The sequence below is a fragment of the Coleofasciculus sp. G3-WIS-01 genome (assembly GCF_040223135.1).
GTDB lineage: Bacteria > Cyanobacteriota > Cyanobacteriia > Cyanobacteriales > Coleofasciculaceae > Coleofasciculus.
Map to the genome: position 1 here is coordinate 75,096 of NZ_JAVJZI010000270.1, position 18,776 is coordinate 93,871.

Sequence of the window (18,776 nt, forward strand, 5' to 3'; positions counted from 1 at the left end):
GCTTGATCACAGCGTAACTTTTCTATCAAATGGTAGTGTGGCCCGGCTTTGACCGGGTTTTTTCATGGGGAAAGTCATTTGTAAGGGAACAGGGACTGACGTAAGCTGATTTCATTTTATTGAAGATAAAAATTAAGTAAATTTGAGTGATGTAACGCTTATATATGGCGTTTTATAAAAAATTGAGTCAGGATAGATTTAAGGGAATATCTATATTTTTTCAGAGTAAAAATTGAGGATACGATAGGTGACAACAGGTGGTTGTCAGTCTGTATTACCCGTAAGACCAAACCCATTCCCAGCTTAGGTTAGGGTGACTAGGCTGAGGTGATGATGATCGGCAAGGTGATAAACCATTGGAGCAATCGATGAGTGGAAATAAATCAAGGTATGAACTGCACTTTCATGGTTTAGTGCAAGATGCGGTGACGGTTGAACCCAGTAAAGCGAAACGAATTTATCAGCAAACGTTGACTCAATCGACTTCGATCTATGAGTTACCGCTGCCATTGGCTGATTTTACAGGTCGCCAAGGGGAACTCGAAGGTATAACTAGGGTGCTAAGACAGGCAAAATCGGGTCAAAAATTCCAGGCGGCGATCGCACTCGTTACGGGTGTCGCTGGTGTGGGCAAATCTGCTTTAGCTGTGCAAGCGGCTTATCAGTTACAACCGGAGTTTCCCGATGCTCAGCTTTATGTCAATCTGCGCGGGAGTGAGGGGCAACCTCTCGACGCTTTAGACGTACTCGCCGGGTTTGTGCGGGTTTTGGGTGTGGAGGATCGCTCAATCCCTCAAAGTCTGAGTGAGCGTTCTCAACTGTATGATTCTCTGATGGCAGGGAAACGGGTATTAATTATCCTTGACAACGCCCGCGACGAGTTTCAGATCCGTCCTTTGCTGCCGCAATGTTCTACTTGTGCAGTGTTAATTACGACTCGTCGCCAGATTAATGGGTTGGAGGAGGCGACAATTGTGGAGTTGCCTGTGATGAGTGAACCCGAAGCGCGATCGCTTCTGGAAAATTTCATTGGTGCACAGGTGATGGCGGCTGAACCAGACGCGACTCAACAGATTCTGGCTCAGTGCGATTATCTACCGTTGGCAGTGCGGATTACAGGCGGTTTCTTGCGCCAATTCCCTAACTCGCCATTGGCTGATTATGCGAGCAAGCTTGAGCATGAACGACAGCGGCTGGCACAGATGCACCTGAATGATTTGTCGATGCGCCCTAGCCTTATCCTCAGTTATCAGTCACTGGATGAGACATCGGCTCGTTTGTTCCGCTTATTGGGACTTTTAGTGGGTGTCAATTTTACAGTTGAAGTGGTGGTAAGGTTGTTAGAGGTGGAATCTGCGATCGCGCAACAATCCTTTGATACTTTGGTGGCATGGCAGCTTTTGACCCCGGAGAGTCCAGGGCGTTACCGTTTCCATGATGTGGTGCGTCGATTTGCCCGAGGGCAATTGGCGCAGCAGGAACCCGCCGATGTCAGACAAGCGGCTCGATTGAGGCTGAGTCGCTGGTATCTAGAGATGGCTTATATTTTTGATTTGGCGATTAATCCAGAAACTCGTCGCCAGTTTGTTCAATCTTTGGTTAAGGGTAAAGAGCAAGCGCCTACCGAGCGTCATTGGCTTTTGGCGGCTTTATACTGGTTTGAAATCGAGCGACCGAATATAGTAGCCTCGGTTGAGTGGGCGCATCAAGCTGAGGCTTGGGATGTGGTTGTGTCGCTGGCTCAGAATTTGGTTAACTTTTTTAACACCCATGGGTATTGGGGGGACTGGGAACGAACTCATGGATTGGCTTTGGAAGCTAGCCGAGAATTAGGCGATCGCGACAAAGAGGCGCAGACGCTGATTAATTTGGGGAATGTGTATTCTTTAGCTAGTCAATGGGAGAAGGCAAACCAATGTTATCAGCAGAGTCTGGGCATTTTCAACGAGCTGAGCGATCGCCCTGGGGCGGCGAAGACCTTGAGTAACCTGGGTAATGTGTACTTTCAGCAGCAGCAGCGCCAGAACGCAAGGGATTGCTATCAGCAGAGTCTGTCCATGTTCCAGGAATTAGGCGATCGCTACCGAGAAGGTCAGACGTTAGCCAATATGGGTATTTTCTATGCTCAAGATCATCAACCAGCACAAGCTATTCTGTTGTGGCAAGACTCGCTGACTAAACTCCACCCAAACTTGCCCAAGTTTCAACGAGTCGCTGAATGGTTACAGTCGCTCAAAGGACAAAGCGTTGAAACCTCGTCTCCCCCTCAAACCCTGGGGCTGAAGCGTCTCATTCTTTATTGGGGAGGCGCATTTTTCCTCATGATTAGTTTGATTGTGTCCATGATTATTCTGGCGGGGTGAAATATCTGAGTAATTTGCTGATTTCCCTAGTTACACAATTTTAAGTATTAACGTTATAAAACTATACAAACATGAAATAATAAAATTGCTAAATGTTCCGGATTGTAGGGCAAATCATGGAAAAATATTGAAGAACATTAACCTTATCATTTATTTTTAAGTGAGTTTTTAATTATTGCTTATAATTATTCCGGGACAATTAAAACCCATCCCTGATCTATTGAAAACTTAATGGTTTTCTTATAAAACAAGCAGACAATAGTCTAAGAAAATTGCTAAAACTATAGAAGACTCTACTTGGGGGTTTCATCTAAAATCCAGACCAGAGAAAAATATGAGCCTGAAGTCTTGTGAATTTTTGCCCAAAATACCAGATCTGATTAGTTTCAATGAGACAGATAAATCCCCGTTAAAATTTCTCACTGATTGGGAAAAAGAAATGGCACTAGAGGTAACATAACAGTTCTACGACGACTTAAGCAGCTATAGCTGAAATAAGGGTCTATTTCTGTATGAGTTGTTCGACAAAAATAAAAGTTAGCTAGTTAATTTTGGGTATAGCAAAATTTGGGATTTTTCTGGTGCGCTGTAGATAGCTGACCCGCTTAACTGATCTGACAGTCATAAATTTAGGTGAAATACTGCGGAGAAAAATATAATGGAAACAATACGTCTTGTCGTTACAGGAACAGTGGGTGCTGGTAAGTCAACCTTCGTGCGGACATTTAGTCAAACAACAGTAATTGATACAGAACGCAAAGCAACTGATAGCACATCATTAATGAAGAAACGAACAACCGTTGCTTTTGATTTCGGTACGCGCACTTTAGGTCGAAATATGGAGTTACAAATCTATGGGACTCCTGGTCAATCTCGCTTTGATTTTATGTGGGACTTATTGATTCGTCGCGCTCATGCCTATATTTTACTAGTAGCAGCCAATCGTTCCAGCTCTTTTAATGATGCTCGCGAAATTCTCTCGTTTATGAACAGCCGAGTCCAAATCCCCATGATTATTGGTTTAACTTGTATGGATTTACCAGGGGCATTAGGTCAGGAGCATATTGCCTTTGCTCTCGGCTTTATGAACGACAAAAACAGACCCCCGATGGTCGCCTTAAATCCCAATGAAAAAACGTCAGTTTTTGAAGCACTAATGGTGTTAATGGCTCACCAGTTGTTGCAAAGTAGTAAGGGCAAAGAAAAAGCAAACCTGGAAAATGTCGCAGCCACTCGTAAAGCTGAACCCCTCAAGTCGAGAACGAACTATCAGTGGCCCAAGCAACAGTTTTCATCAGGACTATAAGATTTGACGCCTAGGGTTTCGTGCATCGTTAATAGGACTCCTTCTCCTCCAAGCCAGCTACATCGTTCATGAACTTTGAACCATCAACGACGAAGAAGGTAAAAAAGAGGAGCATGAACCGTGAAGGCAGATAACTCTCAAGTAGGTCGGGTTCCGAAGCAAGTAAAACCCAACAGGCTTTCCCAAGGGAGTTGGGTTACTCTTCAAGAAGGTTCAGCCTACCTACCTCAACCCAACCGACAGCCATGCTCCCGCACAAAACGGCTATTCCTACTACCCCAGCCAAGGAGGTGGAAGGCATAGCCGCTTTTTGATGACTTCCCAGGGAGTTGGACTAAGGTATGATGAAGAGTAGACTTGTGTCAATAAATTTTGGGCATTATGACGGGGCGCATCTTACCAGAAGGCGAACAGTTCAATTTATCAGGGGAGGACATTTCTGAGACCGACTTGAGTGTTCAGTCGGCTCAAGAAGTTATTTATCAATTTCTGATCAAAATTGTTCATCACAATTCCCCAGAAACTGTATTACAAGAGTTTCGCAAATTATTTCTGGAAAATCAGAGTGAGCCTCATCTAGTAGCAGCACTTAAAAAAATTATTGACAGCAAAAATGATCAAGAGTTTAGAAATACATTAAAACGTTCTTGTTATATTCTAATTAATAATTGGTTATCAAAGCGGAATTATGAATTTATTGAAAACCTGATTCAATTAGTTGGCGAGCTTCCGGTTAAGCCGATCACTCTATCCCCTTCTATGACTCGGCTAAAAGGATATATCGCTAATTTTGTTGATAGTCACGATTATCAAGAACTAAAATTATTTTCTGCTCCCTATATTGCTGAGGCAGAAGAAAAACGGCACTGGAGTCATCGATATACGGCTTATTTATTAGTTCCTCAATATCTCGACTCTCGCAATCCAATTGAACAGCGAGAAACGGCAAAAAATCTGTCTAGGCGGCTGAGAAAAAATTTTAAATTCGAGCTAGCAATGTATACGGCTCGTTGTGATTCTTCTAATTTAAACTCCGAAAAAAAAATCACGAATCCGACTCGTCTAGGTGATCACGTTATTCAACTCATTAAAAAACTTAGCTCTCGGCAGATATTAGTCAATTGCCGGAGTTATGCGAATTATTTGAGTAAACACGCTCAAAATCAAAGCTACCAAGAATTTAAAGGAGAATTTAAACAATATTTATTATTCTTAGTTAACGTCAAAACTTATTCAGAAATACTCGATAAATATTTATTTCCTAAATTAGATAGTCTTTATGAAAATCATCATACCAAACCCCTGAGTTTTGAATTGCTCCTGCGGACATGTCGGCGAATTATTGAGTTACTGACGACTGAAGATGGTCAAGAACCTTCAATTCTATTTATTTTACTCACTAATCGGGGCAACCCTTTAACCATAGTCGTGATCCTGCTCAAAATTATCCTAATTTGCAAATATGCTCAAACCCATCTGGATGTTTGTATTGCCCAATTAATTAGATATTACGAAAACTCTGACGAAAAAGACTGTCAGTGGCTGATTAATTTTTTGGAATTTTTCAATATTGTTTTTGCTATTTGTACCGAAGACATTCAATATAACATTGTTAAACTCAATGGTAATGACGATGAGCAAGATGCTTATGTGTTGGATCTTGATGACTATCGCCTCTTTTCCCAATTGAAAGGAACAGATCTGCGGAGTGCTGATTTGAGAGGGACAGATATCCGTTATATGGATCTCAGAGCAGCAGATTTGCGGGAGGTAGATCTGGCAGGGGCTGATTTGAGCAAAGCCGACTTGAGTCTTGCCAAACTCAATCAGACAAACTTAAGCGGTGCCATGCTGGAGCGCACGGAGTTAAGCGGTGCCATACTTCAGAATGCCAATTTGAGTGGTGCGAATCTCAGTCAAGCTAATCTACGTTGTGCCGACCTGCAAAAAGCAAATTTATGCCGTGCCATATTAAAAAGTGCTAAACTGCGCCGTGCTAATCTCCAGCAAGTCGATCTTAGTAGTGCTGATTTAAGTAATGCTAGTTTGAATTCCTCGAATCTAGTGAATGCTAATCTTCGCTATGCTAATCTGAGCAATGCCGATCTCAGTAAAGCTCATCTCAATGGTGTGGATCTCAGAAATGCCAATCTTAGAGGCGCTCAACTCAATTGGACTCAGCTACACCACGCTGACTTAAGCGGTGCTAACTTAGATCGAGCTGACCTGAGTTATGCCAGTTTGTGTCACACAAATCTTCAGAAAACGGACTTAACCCGCACAGATTTGAGCAATAGTAATCTCAGTAGAAGTGATATGAGGCAAGCTTTGCTGCGTCACGTTAATCTAACTGGGGCAAATCTCAGCCATGCCAATCTTAGGGGTGCTAACCTGTTCAATGCGAATCTCACTGGTGTGAAGGTTAAGGGGACTCGATTTGGAAATAATTCTGGACTCTCTGAGCCAATGAAGCAAGAACTTAAGCAACAAGGAGCAATTATTGGATGAATAAGTCAAAAGCTTGCCCTTGAGCGAAGTGAAGGGTCAATTGTAGCGGTTCCCTTTAGGGACTCAGGTAAACTTGTCAAAATTGAATAACCTACCTGAACAGGCGTTGTCAGCGCCAACTTTGGTTATTTTACCATTTAGAGTCTGTTTAGAGGGGTTCAATTGTTCCCTTTGCCACACCCCACACCCTACACCCTGCACCCCCACTCCCCCAGATGCTACTAATTTTGGGTAGAATATATATTTTCGATGAGGAATATTTCGGGAAAAGGTTAAGCTATAGGTAGTAAGGACAGATAATTACCAGGATTAGTTAACTCAGGTTTTGCCTATTATGGAGGGGCGCATCATACCAGATAATCAGCCATTCGATTCTTTAGCTGATGTAGAATCACAGCAGCAACGGATTCAGCAAGCTCAGGAGGTTATTTATCAATTCTTGCTCGATCGAGTAGAGAGTTCTCCTCCAGAAACCGTTTTGCCTGAATTTAAGCAGTTATTTTTCTTTGGTGAGTGTCAACCAAATCCAGACGTCGCTCGCTCAATTTATGAGCTACTTGAGCAAAAGGATGAGCAAGAATTTAGAAATACGCTTAAGCGGTCTTGCTATATCTTGATTAACAATTGGTCAGCCAGTCGGCGGTCAGACTCTATAGAGGAGTTGATTCTAACCCTTGCTGATGCTAACCCACTTAAATCTACTGTATCTCCAAACCTGAATCTTCTGAGAACATGGATTGCAAATTTTATTGAGAGTCCGGACTATCAAGAACTTAAAGTCTTTACCTTAAGCCATACAGAACGTCGAGGGTGGAGTCATCGTTATGCCTATTACTTAATATTGCCGCAATATTTAGATTCTCAAAATCCAGTTGAGCAGCGGGAGTTAGCGAAAAAAACGGCAAAACGTTTGAAAGAGAAGTTCAAGTTTGAACTGGCAATGTATACAGTACATTGTGATTCGCCAACGTTTAGAAAGAAACCGCCAGCTAATCCAACTCGACTGGGCAATGGAATTATTCGTCTACTAAAACAACTTATCTCGCGCAAGTTTCTTCATAATTATTCCCATGCGGCTGATTTGTTTGTTCAGCAGAGTAAAACGCTCAATTATTGGGACTGTAAGCAAAAATTTCTTGAGTATTTGCTGTTTTCAACGAGTCCTCAGCAGTCCATTGATTTTTTCAAAAGGACGCTGACCGAAAAACTAGAGACGCTCTATGAGTCGTATCACGAGGAAACGACGACCATGGATTTATTGCTGCGGACTTGTCGGCGTACCTTAGAATTTTTAACCACAGAAAATGGACAGGAACCCTCCCCGCTCTTTATTGCCCTAACCAGCCAAGGCAGTCCCCTGACGATTGTTATTCTCTTGCTCAAAGTTATTTTATTGTGTAATTATGTCCGCACTCATTTAGATAATTGCATTGCTAGTCTGATTCGTTATTACGAAGGGTATCCAGAAGCAGAATGTCGGTGGTTTATTAACTTTTTGGATATTTTTAATGTTGTCTTTGCTATTTATACTGAGAATATGCAATTTGATGTCGTCAAAATTAAGGAGGGCGAATCAGAGGTTTCTGAGTTGGGAGCTTACCGTATTTTTTGCCAATTGAAAGGCGCTGATCTACGCGGGAGTGATCTCAAGGGGGCTGACATTCGCAGTAGTGATTTGAGTGCTGCGGATTTGCGGGAAGCGAATCTCAGCAGTGCTGATCTGAGTGAGGCGAATTTGAGTCTGGCTAAACTCAGTAGCGCTAATTTAAGTAGTGCCATACTTATGGGAGCTGATTTAACAGCAACAGATTTGAATAATGCTAATCTCAATGGTGCAAACCTTAATCAGGCTAATTTGAGTCGCTCCAATTTACAAAAAGTTAATCTGCGTCGTGCCACTTTAGTCGGGGCGAAACTACGACATACCAATCTTCAGCACGCAAATCTCAGCCATGGGAATCTTAATCAGGCGATTCTGTGTGGTTCCAATCTTAAGAGTGCGGATTTACGACAAACCAGCCTTCAGGAAGGGGATTTAAGTGAGGTTGACTTGAGTGAGGCGAATCTGAGTCAGGCTAATTTAACAGGTGCAAACTTACAGCGCAGCCAATTGGATCGAGCGAATCTCAAGGGGGTAATTTTAGAACAGGCGAATCTGAGCGGAGCCAGTCTCATCAGAGCCGATTTGAGCCAAGCTAATCTCAACAATGCTCAACTGAATCAGGCGATGTTAAGGGGAGCAAATTTAAAGGAGGTGCGATTGCGTCATGCTATCCTTACTCATGCCAATTTAGAAGGGGCAAATCTGAGTCATGCTGATTTTAGTCGTGCTGATTTAAGTCATGTAAATCTCAGGGGAGCCGATTTGAGTCATACGTTTCTGCGTCATGTCAACTTGTCGAATGCGGATTTGAGACAAGCCAATCTCACGGGCGCGAATCTTTTCAATGCTAATCTAAGTGGTGTGAAGGTTGAGGGAGCAATATTTAAGCAAAATGCTGGACTATCTCAAGCCCAGCAGGGAGAATTAGAACAGCTTGGCGCTACTGTTGAGTTTAGTAAACTAACACCCCGCGATCGCAACCCCTGGAAAAATCCCCTTCCTCCACATTCACCTTCCCTATTGCCTCACCAATTTGAGAATTAGTCGTCATTTGTCATCGTATACCTCGTGAGACTCCGACTTGGAGCAAAGCAACCCGGAGAGGGATAGAGGTCAAATCGACCCTTTCAATAAGGGGAGATTTGACAATCCAGTTGCAGGCACGACAATTAATCCCGTGCTTCGCTGCAACAACCGGACTTTCTTGGCAGTAAACTGCCCTAACCGTTTCCAACTAGCATCGCTAACTGAAACTTGTTTCTCAGTGTCTCCAGAACACCAGCCGATGTAAGTTTTTCCAGCTTTTTCAGCTAAAACCTTGTCGCCCTTTCTGAACCCATGACGGGTAACTGTACCGCCATACTTGCGCCGTTTGCCGCCCTTGGATGGAACACAAAGATGTAACTGCCTACGGCTAATTGGTGGTCTACGGACTATGGCAAATGACGCAGGTGTGATTTGAACATCGCCGCACCAACTTCCATGTTTTGCATTATTCGAGTGCCATTCTCTCCATTGTATAAATTCAAACGCGGCTAGGGTCACACCATCGACAGCATGGGTTGCAGGTGTCTGATTAGCTTTGTTTTTCTTGTCTTTGGCTAATCCCAACCACTTTCTTAGTTGGCTAGTTCCGTTTCCATCCTTTTGCCATCCCTGATGAGTTTTAACCGGGGCTAATTCAGATAGCCAATTAAGCATTTGTCGCTGTCCCACCATGACTGGAGAAAATCCGACACCAGACCGAGCCGATTTCCGTCCACTGGTTCTGTCTACGTCAGCCATAACCAATTCATAGTGAATGGCGCTAACAGGGAACAGCTTAAACAACTCTTTGACTACCCGTAACTCTAGCTGTTTGTTGGCTCGAATCGAGGGAGGTAGTTTGGCTTGCTTGCGATTATCAAACCTTGCCTGACGATGACAACGCTTGTTGTAAGACAATTTCCGGTTAATTCGTCTACCTCTTCTTGCTCGACGCATGACCCGCCGTAATTCCATCCGCTCTTTAACTGTTTTGAACGGTAGAACTAGATGAGCCATCCAGAGGGTAGCAAGACTCGATTGAACGGCGGCGCCTGAGTAGCATTTGCCTGGATCTATTCCTATGGCTATCGACTGAGTGTTCTCCCCTGTTTCAAAAGTTAGCTGAATGGCAAAACATTCTAAATCGTTGTGTACGATTTTGGCTTTACCTTCTTTTAGCCAACGTCTAGCACGGCTAGCTTTGGTTGGCATTAAGGGCTTGCCTGACCTTGATAAAACTGGTACTCGTAACATGGATATAATCCTCACGAGTTAAGTTATCAGTTATCAGTTACCAGTTATCAGTTACCAGTTATCAGCCAATTACTGACCACTGATAACTGACCACTGACCACTGACCACTATGTCCCTTCCCGCCATCTCGGTTAAGATGTCTTGACTTAACAACAGCCCGACAAAAAGCTTTAGATTTAATCCGGACTAGGGAAACATCCGGGTGTCTGTACCAAACCGAGACTCCATGCGGTATTCAACGGTTTAAAGGGTCCGTTTGTCCGGCAATCCCTGACTTCAAGCGTTAGCTAAGTCAGGGTTGTTGAATGTTTCCCATTTCCTGTTTCCTCATAATTGGTTGACTATTTCATTGCTAGAGGTTTTACTGGTTCGTTCGGGATTGGGTTGTAAGGTTTCGGGTAATGATTGAACCGATCCCCACTGGCTAATAAAACTTTGCAGTAGTGCTTCTTGTTGGGCGCGAAATCCTTCAAGGTTGTAACCCATATTCATCGTAGAGAACCAGATAATTTCCTGCTGCTGCGTGGGTAAAGCTCCCCCTAAAGCGCTGACACTATTTAAACTTCCGGATTTAACGATGGCGAATGGGGGAAGAGAACGTTCGTTTAAAATGCCTTCATCTTGTCCGACAATCGCCAATACATCGCCAAGGCTCATGTTATAGGGTTGAAGATATCGGGCAATGGCTAGAAATAAACCGGAAGCCGCACGGGGAGAAATTTTATTTTGATCGCTTAATCCAGAACCGTTGACTAAGGTAATTTCCGCTTGAGGAACGCCTGCGGCGGCGGCGGCTTTTTGGGCGACAACATTAGCCCCTCCCACAGAGTTGGCGATCATTTCTGCCATTTTATTATTGCTATATTGATTCATTTTTTTGAGTAGTTCAGCCAGGGGAAAGGACGAGTGGCGGATCAGGGGTTGGACATTACTGGGGGGAGTGGGAGAGACTTGTACTGAACCCGCGATCGCAACTTGAGGTTTAGGAGTATCTGGGGGTAGGGTTTGATACTGGGTTTGGGCTTCAGGAGTCCACAGTTGAGCATTTAACCCTTGTTTGAGCAGTGTCCCTGATTTAAGTGGGTCAAACTCAAAGTTCATGTAAAATTTGCCTGTGATGATTAAATTACCCGCCACCTGCTGGATACCCATCTGATTCAAGAGATTTCCCAACGCGATCGCTTCTTCCCAAACAAAGAATGGATCTTCTGCGCCTGCGATAACTAAGTCTCCCTGGAGGACACCGTTTTCCACCGCCCCTGTTGCGCCAATCAGGGTGATGAACTGGTGATCCGGACCAAAGGTTTGCAAAGCGGCGAGGGAGGTGGCGACTTTGGTGATGGATGCAGCCGGTAAGGGGACTGTACCTTGATAATTCCCTAGAAGAGTATTCCCCGCCTGTATCCAAATCCCATGATTTTCCTTGGCAAATCCTTTGGCGGCTAAACCATTCATGTATTGCACAATTTGCCCTTGGATCGCCGGATCGGGATTATCCGGGGAAGCGAGTGAGGGAATAGCTGGTTTTTGCGCCAATTCTGCTTCTGCTGGACTTTCAGCTACTGAAACACTATCGATTTCGTTGACGGAGGGTTGAGAGAGATTAGATTGAGGGGAACAGCTGGCGGTAAAGGTTACGAGAGTCAGGGATAGTACAGTCCTCAAGGGAAGGGGTTTGAGCATTTTATATAAAAAATTAGGAGTTCTCGATTATAGCTTCGTGAACTACCCGACGCTGATGCTCCGCATACATCGCGGGCTTCCTACCCAGAAACCCGCGTAGTAGTAGATTGAATTCGTCCTCTATTACTGCGTCTTACAGTTTGGCGATAGGCTTTGTCCCGTGTCCCACAGGTCAATGTTTTGCTATCCATCTAGGGTTGTCAAACTTAGAACCATCGCTGGTGATGGCAAAGTGAGTTAAGCCCAAATCAATGCCAACGGCTTTTCCTTCGGTTGACTTTTCCGGTTGATTTTTCCCATGATCAACCAAGATTGAAGCATAGTATTGGTCGCAACGATTCTTGGAGATGGTGACGGTTTTGATTTTCCCTTCAATCGGACGATGGATAACGGCTTTAACTTCACCGATTTTCGGGAGTTTCAAGAACTTGTCCAACACATTGACATTCTGAGGGTACTGAATTGATTGTTTCCTCTGCTTGGATTTAAAGCTGGGATAACCGGCTCTTTGCTCAAAGAAGTTGTTAAAGGCTACCCCCAAATTCAGACAAACTTGTTGTAAGCATTGAGAGTAGGTTAATCCCAGCCACTCGTATTCTTTTTTGAGTGCGGGTAATTGTTTTTTAACTTCATACCCCGACAAGCATTTTCCTGTCTCCTTGTAGGTTTTGTTCATCAAGTCAAGACAATAATTCCACAACCAACGGCAGTTGCCAAAGGATTGCTCTAGCAATTGCTTTTGTTGGCTATTTGGGTACAATCTTAGCTTGAGTGCCTTTAACATTAGAGAGAATCTATTTTGCTATAAAGTAGTCTAACACAAGCAATGAAGTTGTTCGTCTTCGGGGCATTGAACCCCTCGACTTACCGCTCCTCATCCCGACACTCGCCAACGGCAGAGTGCGGGGCTTCCCCGCGAAAAGCTAATTTAGCCTGTACTACACCTATGGACAAGATTTGTCCATATAACCATCAGCACTCATCCACCCAACTTTCGTCAGACAACCAATGACAAATCACAAATGACTCTTCAAGCAATTTGACTTTTCCAAAGTTGGTTTTCCCGCTCAATTTCTGCTAAAAAACTACAGAAAGTTTTTTCGTGGTTTTGCTCCCAGCGTTGAATAGCCTGGAGAACCTCTCGTAATAAATAGCCTGAACCACAGGCGACATAATCGACAATATATTCAGATTCCAGACTGAGAGACGCCAGAGAATTGCCGCGAAAATCAACCAAATAACCGCCAGCTGATTTTAAAATTGGATAGGCGAGTAAATTATAATTTCCTGAAGTATAACGACATTCGACCAGAAAATCAGCAGCGCCTCGGGCGATTTCACAAAACTCCATGGCTGAGTTATCGATCGAGCGAATATCCCTACAGTATAACCACAAGGGGAAACTGCCGCTCAATTTTTCTTTAGCACGATGATAGCCTGGATGTAAGTATGCGATCGCGTCGTTTAGGGAAACTTGAGAGTGACAGTAAATTTTACTATAGTCTTGAGTGTGGGCGCTTCTGAAATAGGCAGTGTTCTGGGTTCCATAGTAGCAGTCTCCGGTACGTAATCCTCGTACATACGCAAAGTCTAGATCCCCTAAGGTTACGTCGGATGATTTTGCCGCGATCGCTATAACGAAAGACGGATCGCCCACTTGACGTAGCCAGTTTGATGCTCCATCAATCGGATCGACAAATATAGAGTAGCCAGCGTGAGGGTTTCGCTTAGGGTGTTCTCCGGCGAGATAAAGGTTTATGGGATAGTCTGCTAAACAAGAACGGATAATTTCACCAGCTTGGCGATTAATTTCATGTTTGGCTTTGCTATCTATTATTGACTGATTTTGGTAGCGTAGTTTGTCTAAAAAAGTCGCTAGATTTTCGGCAATTTCTGAACATAAGGGTAAATAATCCATAATTCCAGAACTCCTCTGGGGAGATTTACACCCTTAATGTTTCCCGGTAATACGCCATATTACCTCCACATACGGGCATAAATTCAGTAAAAATGTACTACAGGCAACTGATCAACTTAGTCTGACTGGGAACAGTTGGCAGATTAAATAGGCGCTCTAGTTCTTGGATAGGTTGGCGACAAGTCGTATCAAGGTTGGGCATTTCCTGTCTACAGTGTGAACAGAACCAGTAGAGACGATGGTGGCTAATGTGCCGTAGTAAGGGATGGGAGCAGCAGGGACAGGTACTCATGAATCTTGTCAGATTTTTTTTGATGTTTTTTTATTTATAAATATTATTTTTACCTAAAGATCTTTACTAAATCTTGATCAACATCTCTGAGAAGTTGTGATAATAAAGCCCAGAAAAGGTGATTCATTTTACATGAATTGAGTGATCACTATCATAGTGAAGTAACAGAGGGATTCAATTGTTCCCTACACCCTACACCCTGGGTACTATTCAAGGAGCTTGTCACTCCCGGCATCCAGCGACTTGGTATCATCGATCAGGTCACAAGCGATCGCGAATTATGTCTACCCAAAACTCTACCCCTCTCACCATCTCAGACGCTCAAGCACTCCTCAACCCCTTCAATTGCATCTGTGTTCAACCTGTGGTTTCAGATTCCGACAAAGAGAAACTGCGGCAAGCCTTAGCTTTACTTGCCGATCATTCAGACTATCAAATATTTGGTATTTGTGCGGATACAGCGGCTCAGGGTTTATCGGCGCTCAAAGCCTATACTCAAGCTTTAGGATATCAACCGAATCTTGATCTGACTCCAATTGAGGGAGCGGTTTATATCAAATATAACGGCAATTCAGGATTGTGTTATATAGATTCCTATACGGGTGAGCATCGCGGTGTTTTAGTATCCTGCCAATCTTCCTTTGAAGGGGGTATTAATGAAATGTATGGTCATCTACCCCTCGATTTATATGAATCGTCAGATTAATCCTTTATTTGTATTAACTTTGTAGAGACGCGCCATGGCGCGTCTCTACAGTTCTCAGCGAGGCAATTGGTACTTAAAGTCGCGTTTTCCTTGGTAGTTGGTTAAATCTGCCAGTTTTTCCAAACTCTGAACCCCAGGGTACAACTGACCATTAATTTCCCAAGTCGGATATCCTTGTATTCCCGCTGCTTGGCACACTTGAGGCTGAGGATTTTCACCAGCCGGATGGCACTCGATATAATCGATTTGGCTAAAGGCTTCCTTGCCAAACAACTGCTTTTGATCGTGGCAGTGGGGACAAGTATAGGCACCATATTCTTTAGCACCCACGGCTGTCAGATGACGAGCCAGTTCTATTTCCGCTGCGCCAGAGGTTGTGGTTACTTTCCAGCCGTAAGGAGCTTGAGGCGCACCCGATGCTGTAGGAATTACGCCACCGTCTGCACCAGCAGTCGTTGTCGATTGGCTACTCATGCCATAAACGCCCAAGGTGCCAATCAACGCTACCATGCCGACAACAATGCCAGTGAAAAACAGTTGTCCCACATCTTCCCACTCACGCCCAATTATCGTCAGCACGAATAAGGCGATTGAGCAGAAGGCGGATACGAGGCAATAGATACAAAACGCCTTAATTACAAAGGACATGAGATAGACGAGGTAGCCGCTGAAAACAACCATTGCGGTTGAGCCAGCAAACATCAGCAGCCAACTCCAATCGTCTACTTGTCGGCGAAAGTCTTTGTTATCCGATGATTTAACAAGTTGGGGCGCAAAGGCAAATACCGCGATCGCAGTATAGGCTAAAAAGCCAAATAAGCTCAGCGGTATGCCCAAAAGCCAAGCATAACTACTACTTAAGACAGCTTGACAGTTGATTACATCGCCTGTGGGACATACGGCTTCTTTAAATACCCCTGTTTCCACTAGGGTGAGATAAGCAGTATCTAAAGCACCAAGAATCGCGATCGCACCAATGAGCGGGCGGGACTGGCGATGAATCCAGGGAGCAGAACGTCGGCGTCTCATAATTTGTCAATCAACACTAGGAATTTCAAAAGTAAGCCAGACAATTACGACTCACTCCTACTATGAATGTAACTTGACCGAAGACATGGGTTGCGGCGACGCTTTCGTGTTCACACTACGTCGTGCCGCTTCCACAAATTGACTGACGCGAATCGGGTCAATGGGTTGCTCAATACGCCCCCGTCGCTTCAGGGAACTGGAGACAATCACACCGTCTGCGGCTTGCATCAAGGTGGGAATATTTTCCCAATTGGCGCCACTACCGATAAAAACAGGAGTTCCATTGGCGGCGGCTGAGGCTAATTCTAAGTCTTCTAGACTCGGAGGACTACCTGTTGCCCATCCGGAGAGGATGACGCCATCGGCTAAACCCCGTCCAATGGTTTCTTGTACGGCTGTGGTCAAATTCGGTGATCCCAAGGGGCGTCCATGCTTAACCAAGACATCGGCTAAAATTTTCACATCACTACCGAGTTCCCGGCGATACCGCAACAGTTCATAAGCTTGTCCTTCGATCAATCCTTGATCCGTTGCCATGACGCCGGTGAGAACATTGACCCGGATAAACTGGGCGCGGACACAACTGGCGATCGCGATCGCGCTTTTGGCATCATTGCGTAAAACGTTGATCCCCAGCGGTAAGGTTACTAAATTCATCAGCCGTCCGACAATTAAGGTCATCGCACTGACGACGGCGGGATCAACCTGGTTTTTCGTGAAGGGAGCATCAAAAAAGTTCTCCACGATCACACCATCGACTCCCCCTGATGCCAGCGCTGTCGCCTCTTGTTCGGCTCGATCAATCACTGCTTTTAAACTCCCCCCCCAACGGGGAGAAGTCGGCAAGGGCAACAGATGCACAACGCCAATAATTGGATTGGGTGTCTTGAAAATTTGTTGTAAGTTCACGTATCTACCTGAAAACCGTTCACAAGAATTTGACCAAAAATAATGGGATTTAAGCCCCGTCCTAGAAGGACGGCTTTTGTCCTATAATTGTAGTGGTTGAAACCCCCACCTAAGTTTGCTGTCGATATACCACCGATCAAGGTGTTAAACCGAGCCTGAACCAGCAATAGGAAAGATCGAAGGGACTCTGGTTTTAATCCAACCTGGAGACATAAGGAAAGTTTTGTTTGATGCTATGAAGCGATACATCATGTAATCGCGGCAGGGCATTCCCAGACTAAAAACGGACGTGGAGAGAGTATAAGACCTCATTAAGAGGCTGTTTTTGTCGTAGCGTCAACCTCCCAAAAGCAACCACCCTTTAAAAGGTGGCGTGGTGAGGATGTCAATATACTCAGGTTTGACAACCACAGAAAATTTCTGTCTCGTTCGATGGATTGACAAATAAAATAAATCATGGTAAACCGCATAGAACTCTCTGCATCCTGACCACCGCCTTTTTATGATCACCAGTTAAGTTAGATAAAATAGCCGAGCGTATTGCGTATATTAATAAAATTTTATATAAATAAGTAACGGGGTTAAACTAGAGCATCCAAAGAACATCCGTACTACTACTAGTGGAGCAAGGGTAAACTCTAAGGCTATACCCCTATCAATCCAGTAACGCTGGGTAAAAATGTGAGCAGGATTCAATCAACCTGAACTCTGTACGGGTTTTCTCCAGGGAGTTGACAGGTAACTGTTCACGGCTCAGTGCTTACAGATACGAGTGCTTATAACAGAGCGCGACTCTACTCCTCTAGTGCAGATTGTAGTAATAACCGCATGGGCAACAAGCCGACCATTGCCATTTCTCATTTAGGCTGTGAAAAAAATCGTATTGATACAGAGCATATCCTGGGTCTGCTGGTTAAAGCAGGCTATCCAGTCGATAGCAACGAAGATTTAGCCGAATATGTTATTGTGAATACCTGTAGCTTCATAGAGGCAGCGCGGAAAGAATCCGTTCGCACCCTAGTTGAGCTAGCTGAAGCCGATAAGAAAATTGTTATTGCTGGCTGTATGGCACAACATTTCCAAGAGGAATTGTTGCTGCAATTGCCGGAAGCGGTAGCTGTAGTGGGAACAGGAGATTATCAGAACATCGTCGAAGTGATAGAACGGGTGGAAGCCGGAGAACGGGTCAAAGCCGTCTCAGCCGAACCCACGTATATTGCCGATGAAACAACGCCGCGCTATCGGACAACCTCAGAAGGAGTCGCTTACCTGCGGGTAGCAGAAGGATGTAACTATCGGTGCGCCTTCTGCATTATTCCGTATCTGAGGGGAAACCAGCGATCGCGCACAATAGAATCGATTGTGGCAGAAGCTGAACAATTGGCATCCCAAGGAGTGCAGGAATTAATCCTCATTTCCCAAATCACGACCAACTATGGCGTAGATCTGTACGGAGAACCCAAGTTAGCTGAACTATTACGGGCATTGGGTAAGGTGGACATACCTTGGATTCGGATGCACTATGCCTACCCAACAGGTTTAACTGAGCCAGTAATTGCCGCAATTCAGGAGACTCCTAATGTTCTGCCTTACTTGGATTTACCCCTACAGCATTCCCATCCAGAAATCCTGCGTGCCATGAACCGTCCTTGGCAGGGGCGAGTGAATGATCAAATTATTGATCGCATTAAAGCCGCCCTGCCGAATGCGGTACTGAGGACAACCTTTATCGTAGGGTTTCCGGGTGAGACACAGCAGCAATTTAACCATTTGCTGCAATTTGTCCAGCATCATGAGTTTGACCATGTTGGTGTGTTTACTTTTTCTCCGGAAGAGGGTACACCAGCTTATAACTTGCCCAATCCAGTCCCCAAAGCCGTCATGGAGGAGCGTCGCCAGACGCTGATGGCAGCTCAACAGCCGATTGCGTTGAAACGAAACCAAGGTGAAGTGGGCAAGCTCGTTGACGTTCTGATTGAGCAAGAGAACCCCTCAACCGGGGAACGGATCGGTCGCTCAGCTCGATTTGCCCCTGAGGTCGATGGATTAGTCTACGTCCAAGGCGAAGCCCCCTTGGGGACCATCGTGGAAGTAGAAATCACCGATGCTGGCATCTATGACCTCTATGGTTCTGTAGTCCCTAGTCCACTGTCAGTTGTCCTTTGACTTGAGTCGATTA

At 44.6% G+C, this 18,776-nt stretch carries 11 protein-coding genes and 1 pseudogene; 6 read left to right on the forward strand and 6 right to left on the reverse strand.

The genetic code is table 11. The features are described from left to right. Positions 1 to 356 precede the first annotated feature (356 nt). The 4 genes from RIM23_RS28915 (at position 357) to RIM23_RS28930 (ending at position 8,824) form a co-directional block, all read left to right on the forward strand. Complete coding sequence (locus RIM23_RS28915; RefSeq protein WP_446371705.1) at positions 357 to 2,363, forward strand: tetratricopeptide repeat protein; 2,007 nt, start codon at positions 357 to 359, stop codon at positions 2,361 to 2,363. 658 nt (positions 2,364 to 3,021) lie between these two features. Further along, complete coding sequence (locus RIM23_RS28920; protein ID WP_446371707.1) at positions 3,022 to 3,669, forward strand: GTP-binding protein; 648 nt, start codon at positions 3,022 to 3,024, stop codon at positions 3,667 to 3,669. Positions 3,670 to 4,050: 381 nt separating this feature from the next. Further along, positions 4,051 to 6,177, forward strand: a complete 2,127-nt coding sequence (locus RIM23_RS28925; RefSeq protein ID WP_446371709.1) for a pentapeptide repeat-containing protein — start codon at positions 4,051 to 4,053, stop codon at positions 6,175 to 6,177. 334 nt (positions 6,178 to 6,511) lie between these two features. After that, positions 6,512 to 8,824 carry a pentapeptide repeat-containing protein gene (locus RIM23_RS28930; protein WP_446371711.1) on the forward strand — a complete coding sequence of 771 codons (2,313 nt, stop codon included), beginning with the start codon at positions 6,512 to 6,514 and terminating at the stop codon, positions 8,822 to 8,824. Positions 8,825 to 8,893: 69 nt separating this feature from the next. On the opposite strand, the gene RIM23_RS28935 is transcribed toward RIM23_RS28930, so the two are convergent. From RIM23_RS28935 to RIM23_RS28950, 4 genes and pseudogenes are all read right to left on the reverse strand, one after another. After that, positions 8,894 to 10,018: an RRXRR domain-containing protein gene (locus RIM23_RS28935; RefSeq protein ID WP_446371713.1), complete on the reverse strand. Its 1,125-nt coding sequence runs from the start codon at positions 10,016 to 10,018 to the stop codon at positions 8,894 to 8,896. A 369-nt stretch (positions 10,019 to 10,387) separates the two neighbouring features. After that, entirely contained in the window at positions 10,388 to 11,743 is a 1,356-nt protein-coding gene (locus RIM23_RS28940) for a D-alanyl-D-alanine carboxypeptidase (protein WP_446371715.1), read from the reverse strand. Positions 11,744 to 11,918: 175 nt separating this feature from the next. Then, positions 11,919 to 12,527, reverse strand: a pseudogene (locus tag RIM23_RS28945) (RNA-guided endonuclease InsQ/TnpB family protein); the annotation flags it as partial. A 246-nt stretch (positions 12,528 to 12,773) separates the two neighbouring features. Continuing rightward, complete coding sequence (locus tag RIM23_RS28950) at positions 12,774 to 13,661, reverse strand: inositol monophosphatase family protein (protein WP_446371717.1); 888 nt, start codon at positions 13,659 to 13,661, stop codon at positions 12,774 to 12,776. A gap of 572 nt (positions 13,662 to 14,233) precedes the next feature. Between RIM23_RS28950 and RIM23_RS28955 the strand changes: the two genes are divergently transcribed. Beyond that, complete coding sequence (locus RIM23_RS28955; RefSeq protein WP_446371719.1) at positions 14,234 to 14,659, forward strand: DUF1824 family protein; 426 nt, start codon at positions 14,234 to 14,236, stop codon at positions 14,657 to 14,659. A 54-nt stretch (positions 14,660 to 14,713) separates the two neighbouring features. Here RIM23_RS28955 and RIM23_RS28960 read toward each other — a convergent pair whose 3' ends face one another. Then, entirely contained in the window at positions 14,714 to 15,688 is a 975-nt protein-coding gene (locus RIM23_RS28960) for a vitamin K epoxide reductase family protein (protein WP_446371721.1), read from the reverse strand. A gap of 60 nt (positions 15,689 to 15,748) precedes the next feature. After that, complete coding sequence (btpA, locus tag RIM23_RS28965; protein WP_446371723.1) at positions 15,749 to 16,597, reverse strand: photosystem I biogenesis protein BtpA; 849 nt, start codon at positions 16,595 to 16,597, stop codon at positions 15,749 to 15,751. Between the two features lie 828 nt (positions 16,598 to 17,425). On the opposite strand from btpA, the gene rimO reads away from it, so the two are divergent. Beyond that, on the forward strand, positions 17,426 to 18,763 hold the full coding sequence (gene rimO / locus RIM23_RS28970) for a 30S ribosomal protein S12 methylthiotransferase RimO (RefSeq protein WP_446371773.1): 1,338 nt from the start codon (positions 17,426 to 17,428) through the stop codon (positions 18,761 to 18,763). Positions 18,764 to 18,776: the final 13 nt, after the last annotated feature.

Bases quoted from the DNA above. Each gene is read 5' to 3' on its own strand.
- rimO (WP_446371773.1), top strand. From the start codon at position 17,426: ATGGGCAACAAGCCGACCATTGCCATTTCTCATTTAGGCTGTGAAAAA.
- RIM23_RS28960 (WP_446371721.1), bottom strand. From the start codon at position 15,688: ATGAGACGCCGACGTTCTGCTCCCTGGATTCATCGCCAGTCCCGCCCG.
- RIM23_RS28950 (WP_446371717.1), bottom strand. From the start codon at position 13,661: ATGGATTATTTACCCTTATGTTCAGAAATTGCCGAAAATCTAGCGACT.
- RIM23_RS28955 (WP_446371719.1), top strand. From the start codon at position 14,234: ATGTCTACCCAAAACTCTACCCCTCTCACCATCTCAGACGCTCAAGCA.
- RIM23_RS28930 (WP_446371711.1), top strand. From the start codon at position 6,512: ATGGAGGGGCGCATCATACCAGATAATCAGCCATTCGATTCTTTAGCT.
- RIM23_RS28940 (WP_446371715.1), bottom strand. From the start codon at position 11,743: ATGCTCAAACCCCTTCCCTTGAGGACTGTACTATCCCTGACTCTCGTA.
- RIM23_RS28920 (WP_446371707.1), top strand. From the start codon at position 3,022: ATGGAAACAATACGTCTTGTCGTTACAGGAACAGTGGGTGCTGGTAAG.
- RIM23_RS28925 (WP_446371709.1), top strand. From the start codon at position 4,051: ATGACGGGGCGCATCTTACCAGAAGGCGAACAGTTCAATTTATCAGGG.
- RIM23_RS28935 (WP_446371713.1), bottom strand. From the start codon at position 10,018: ATGCCAACCAAAGCTAGCCGTGCTAGACGTTGGCTAAAAGAAGGTAAA.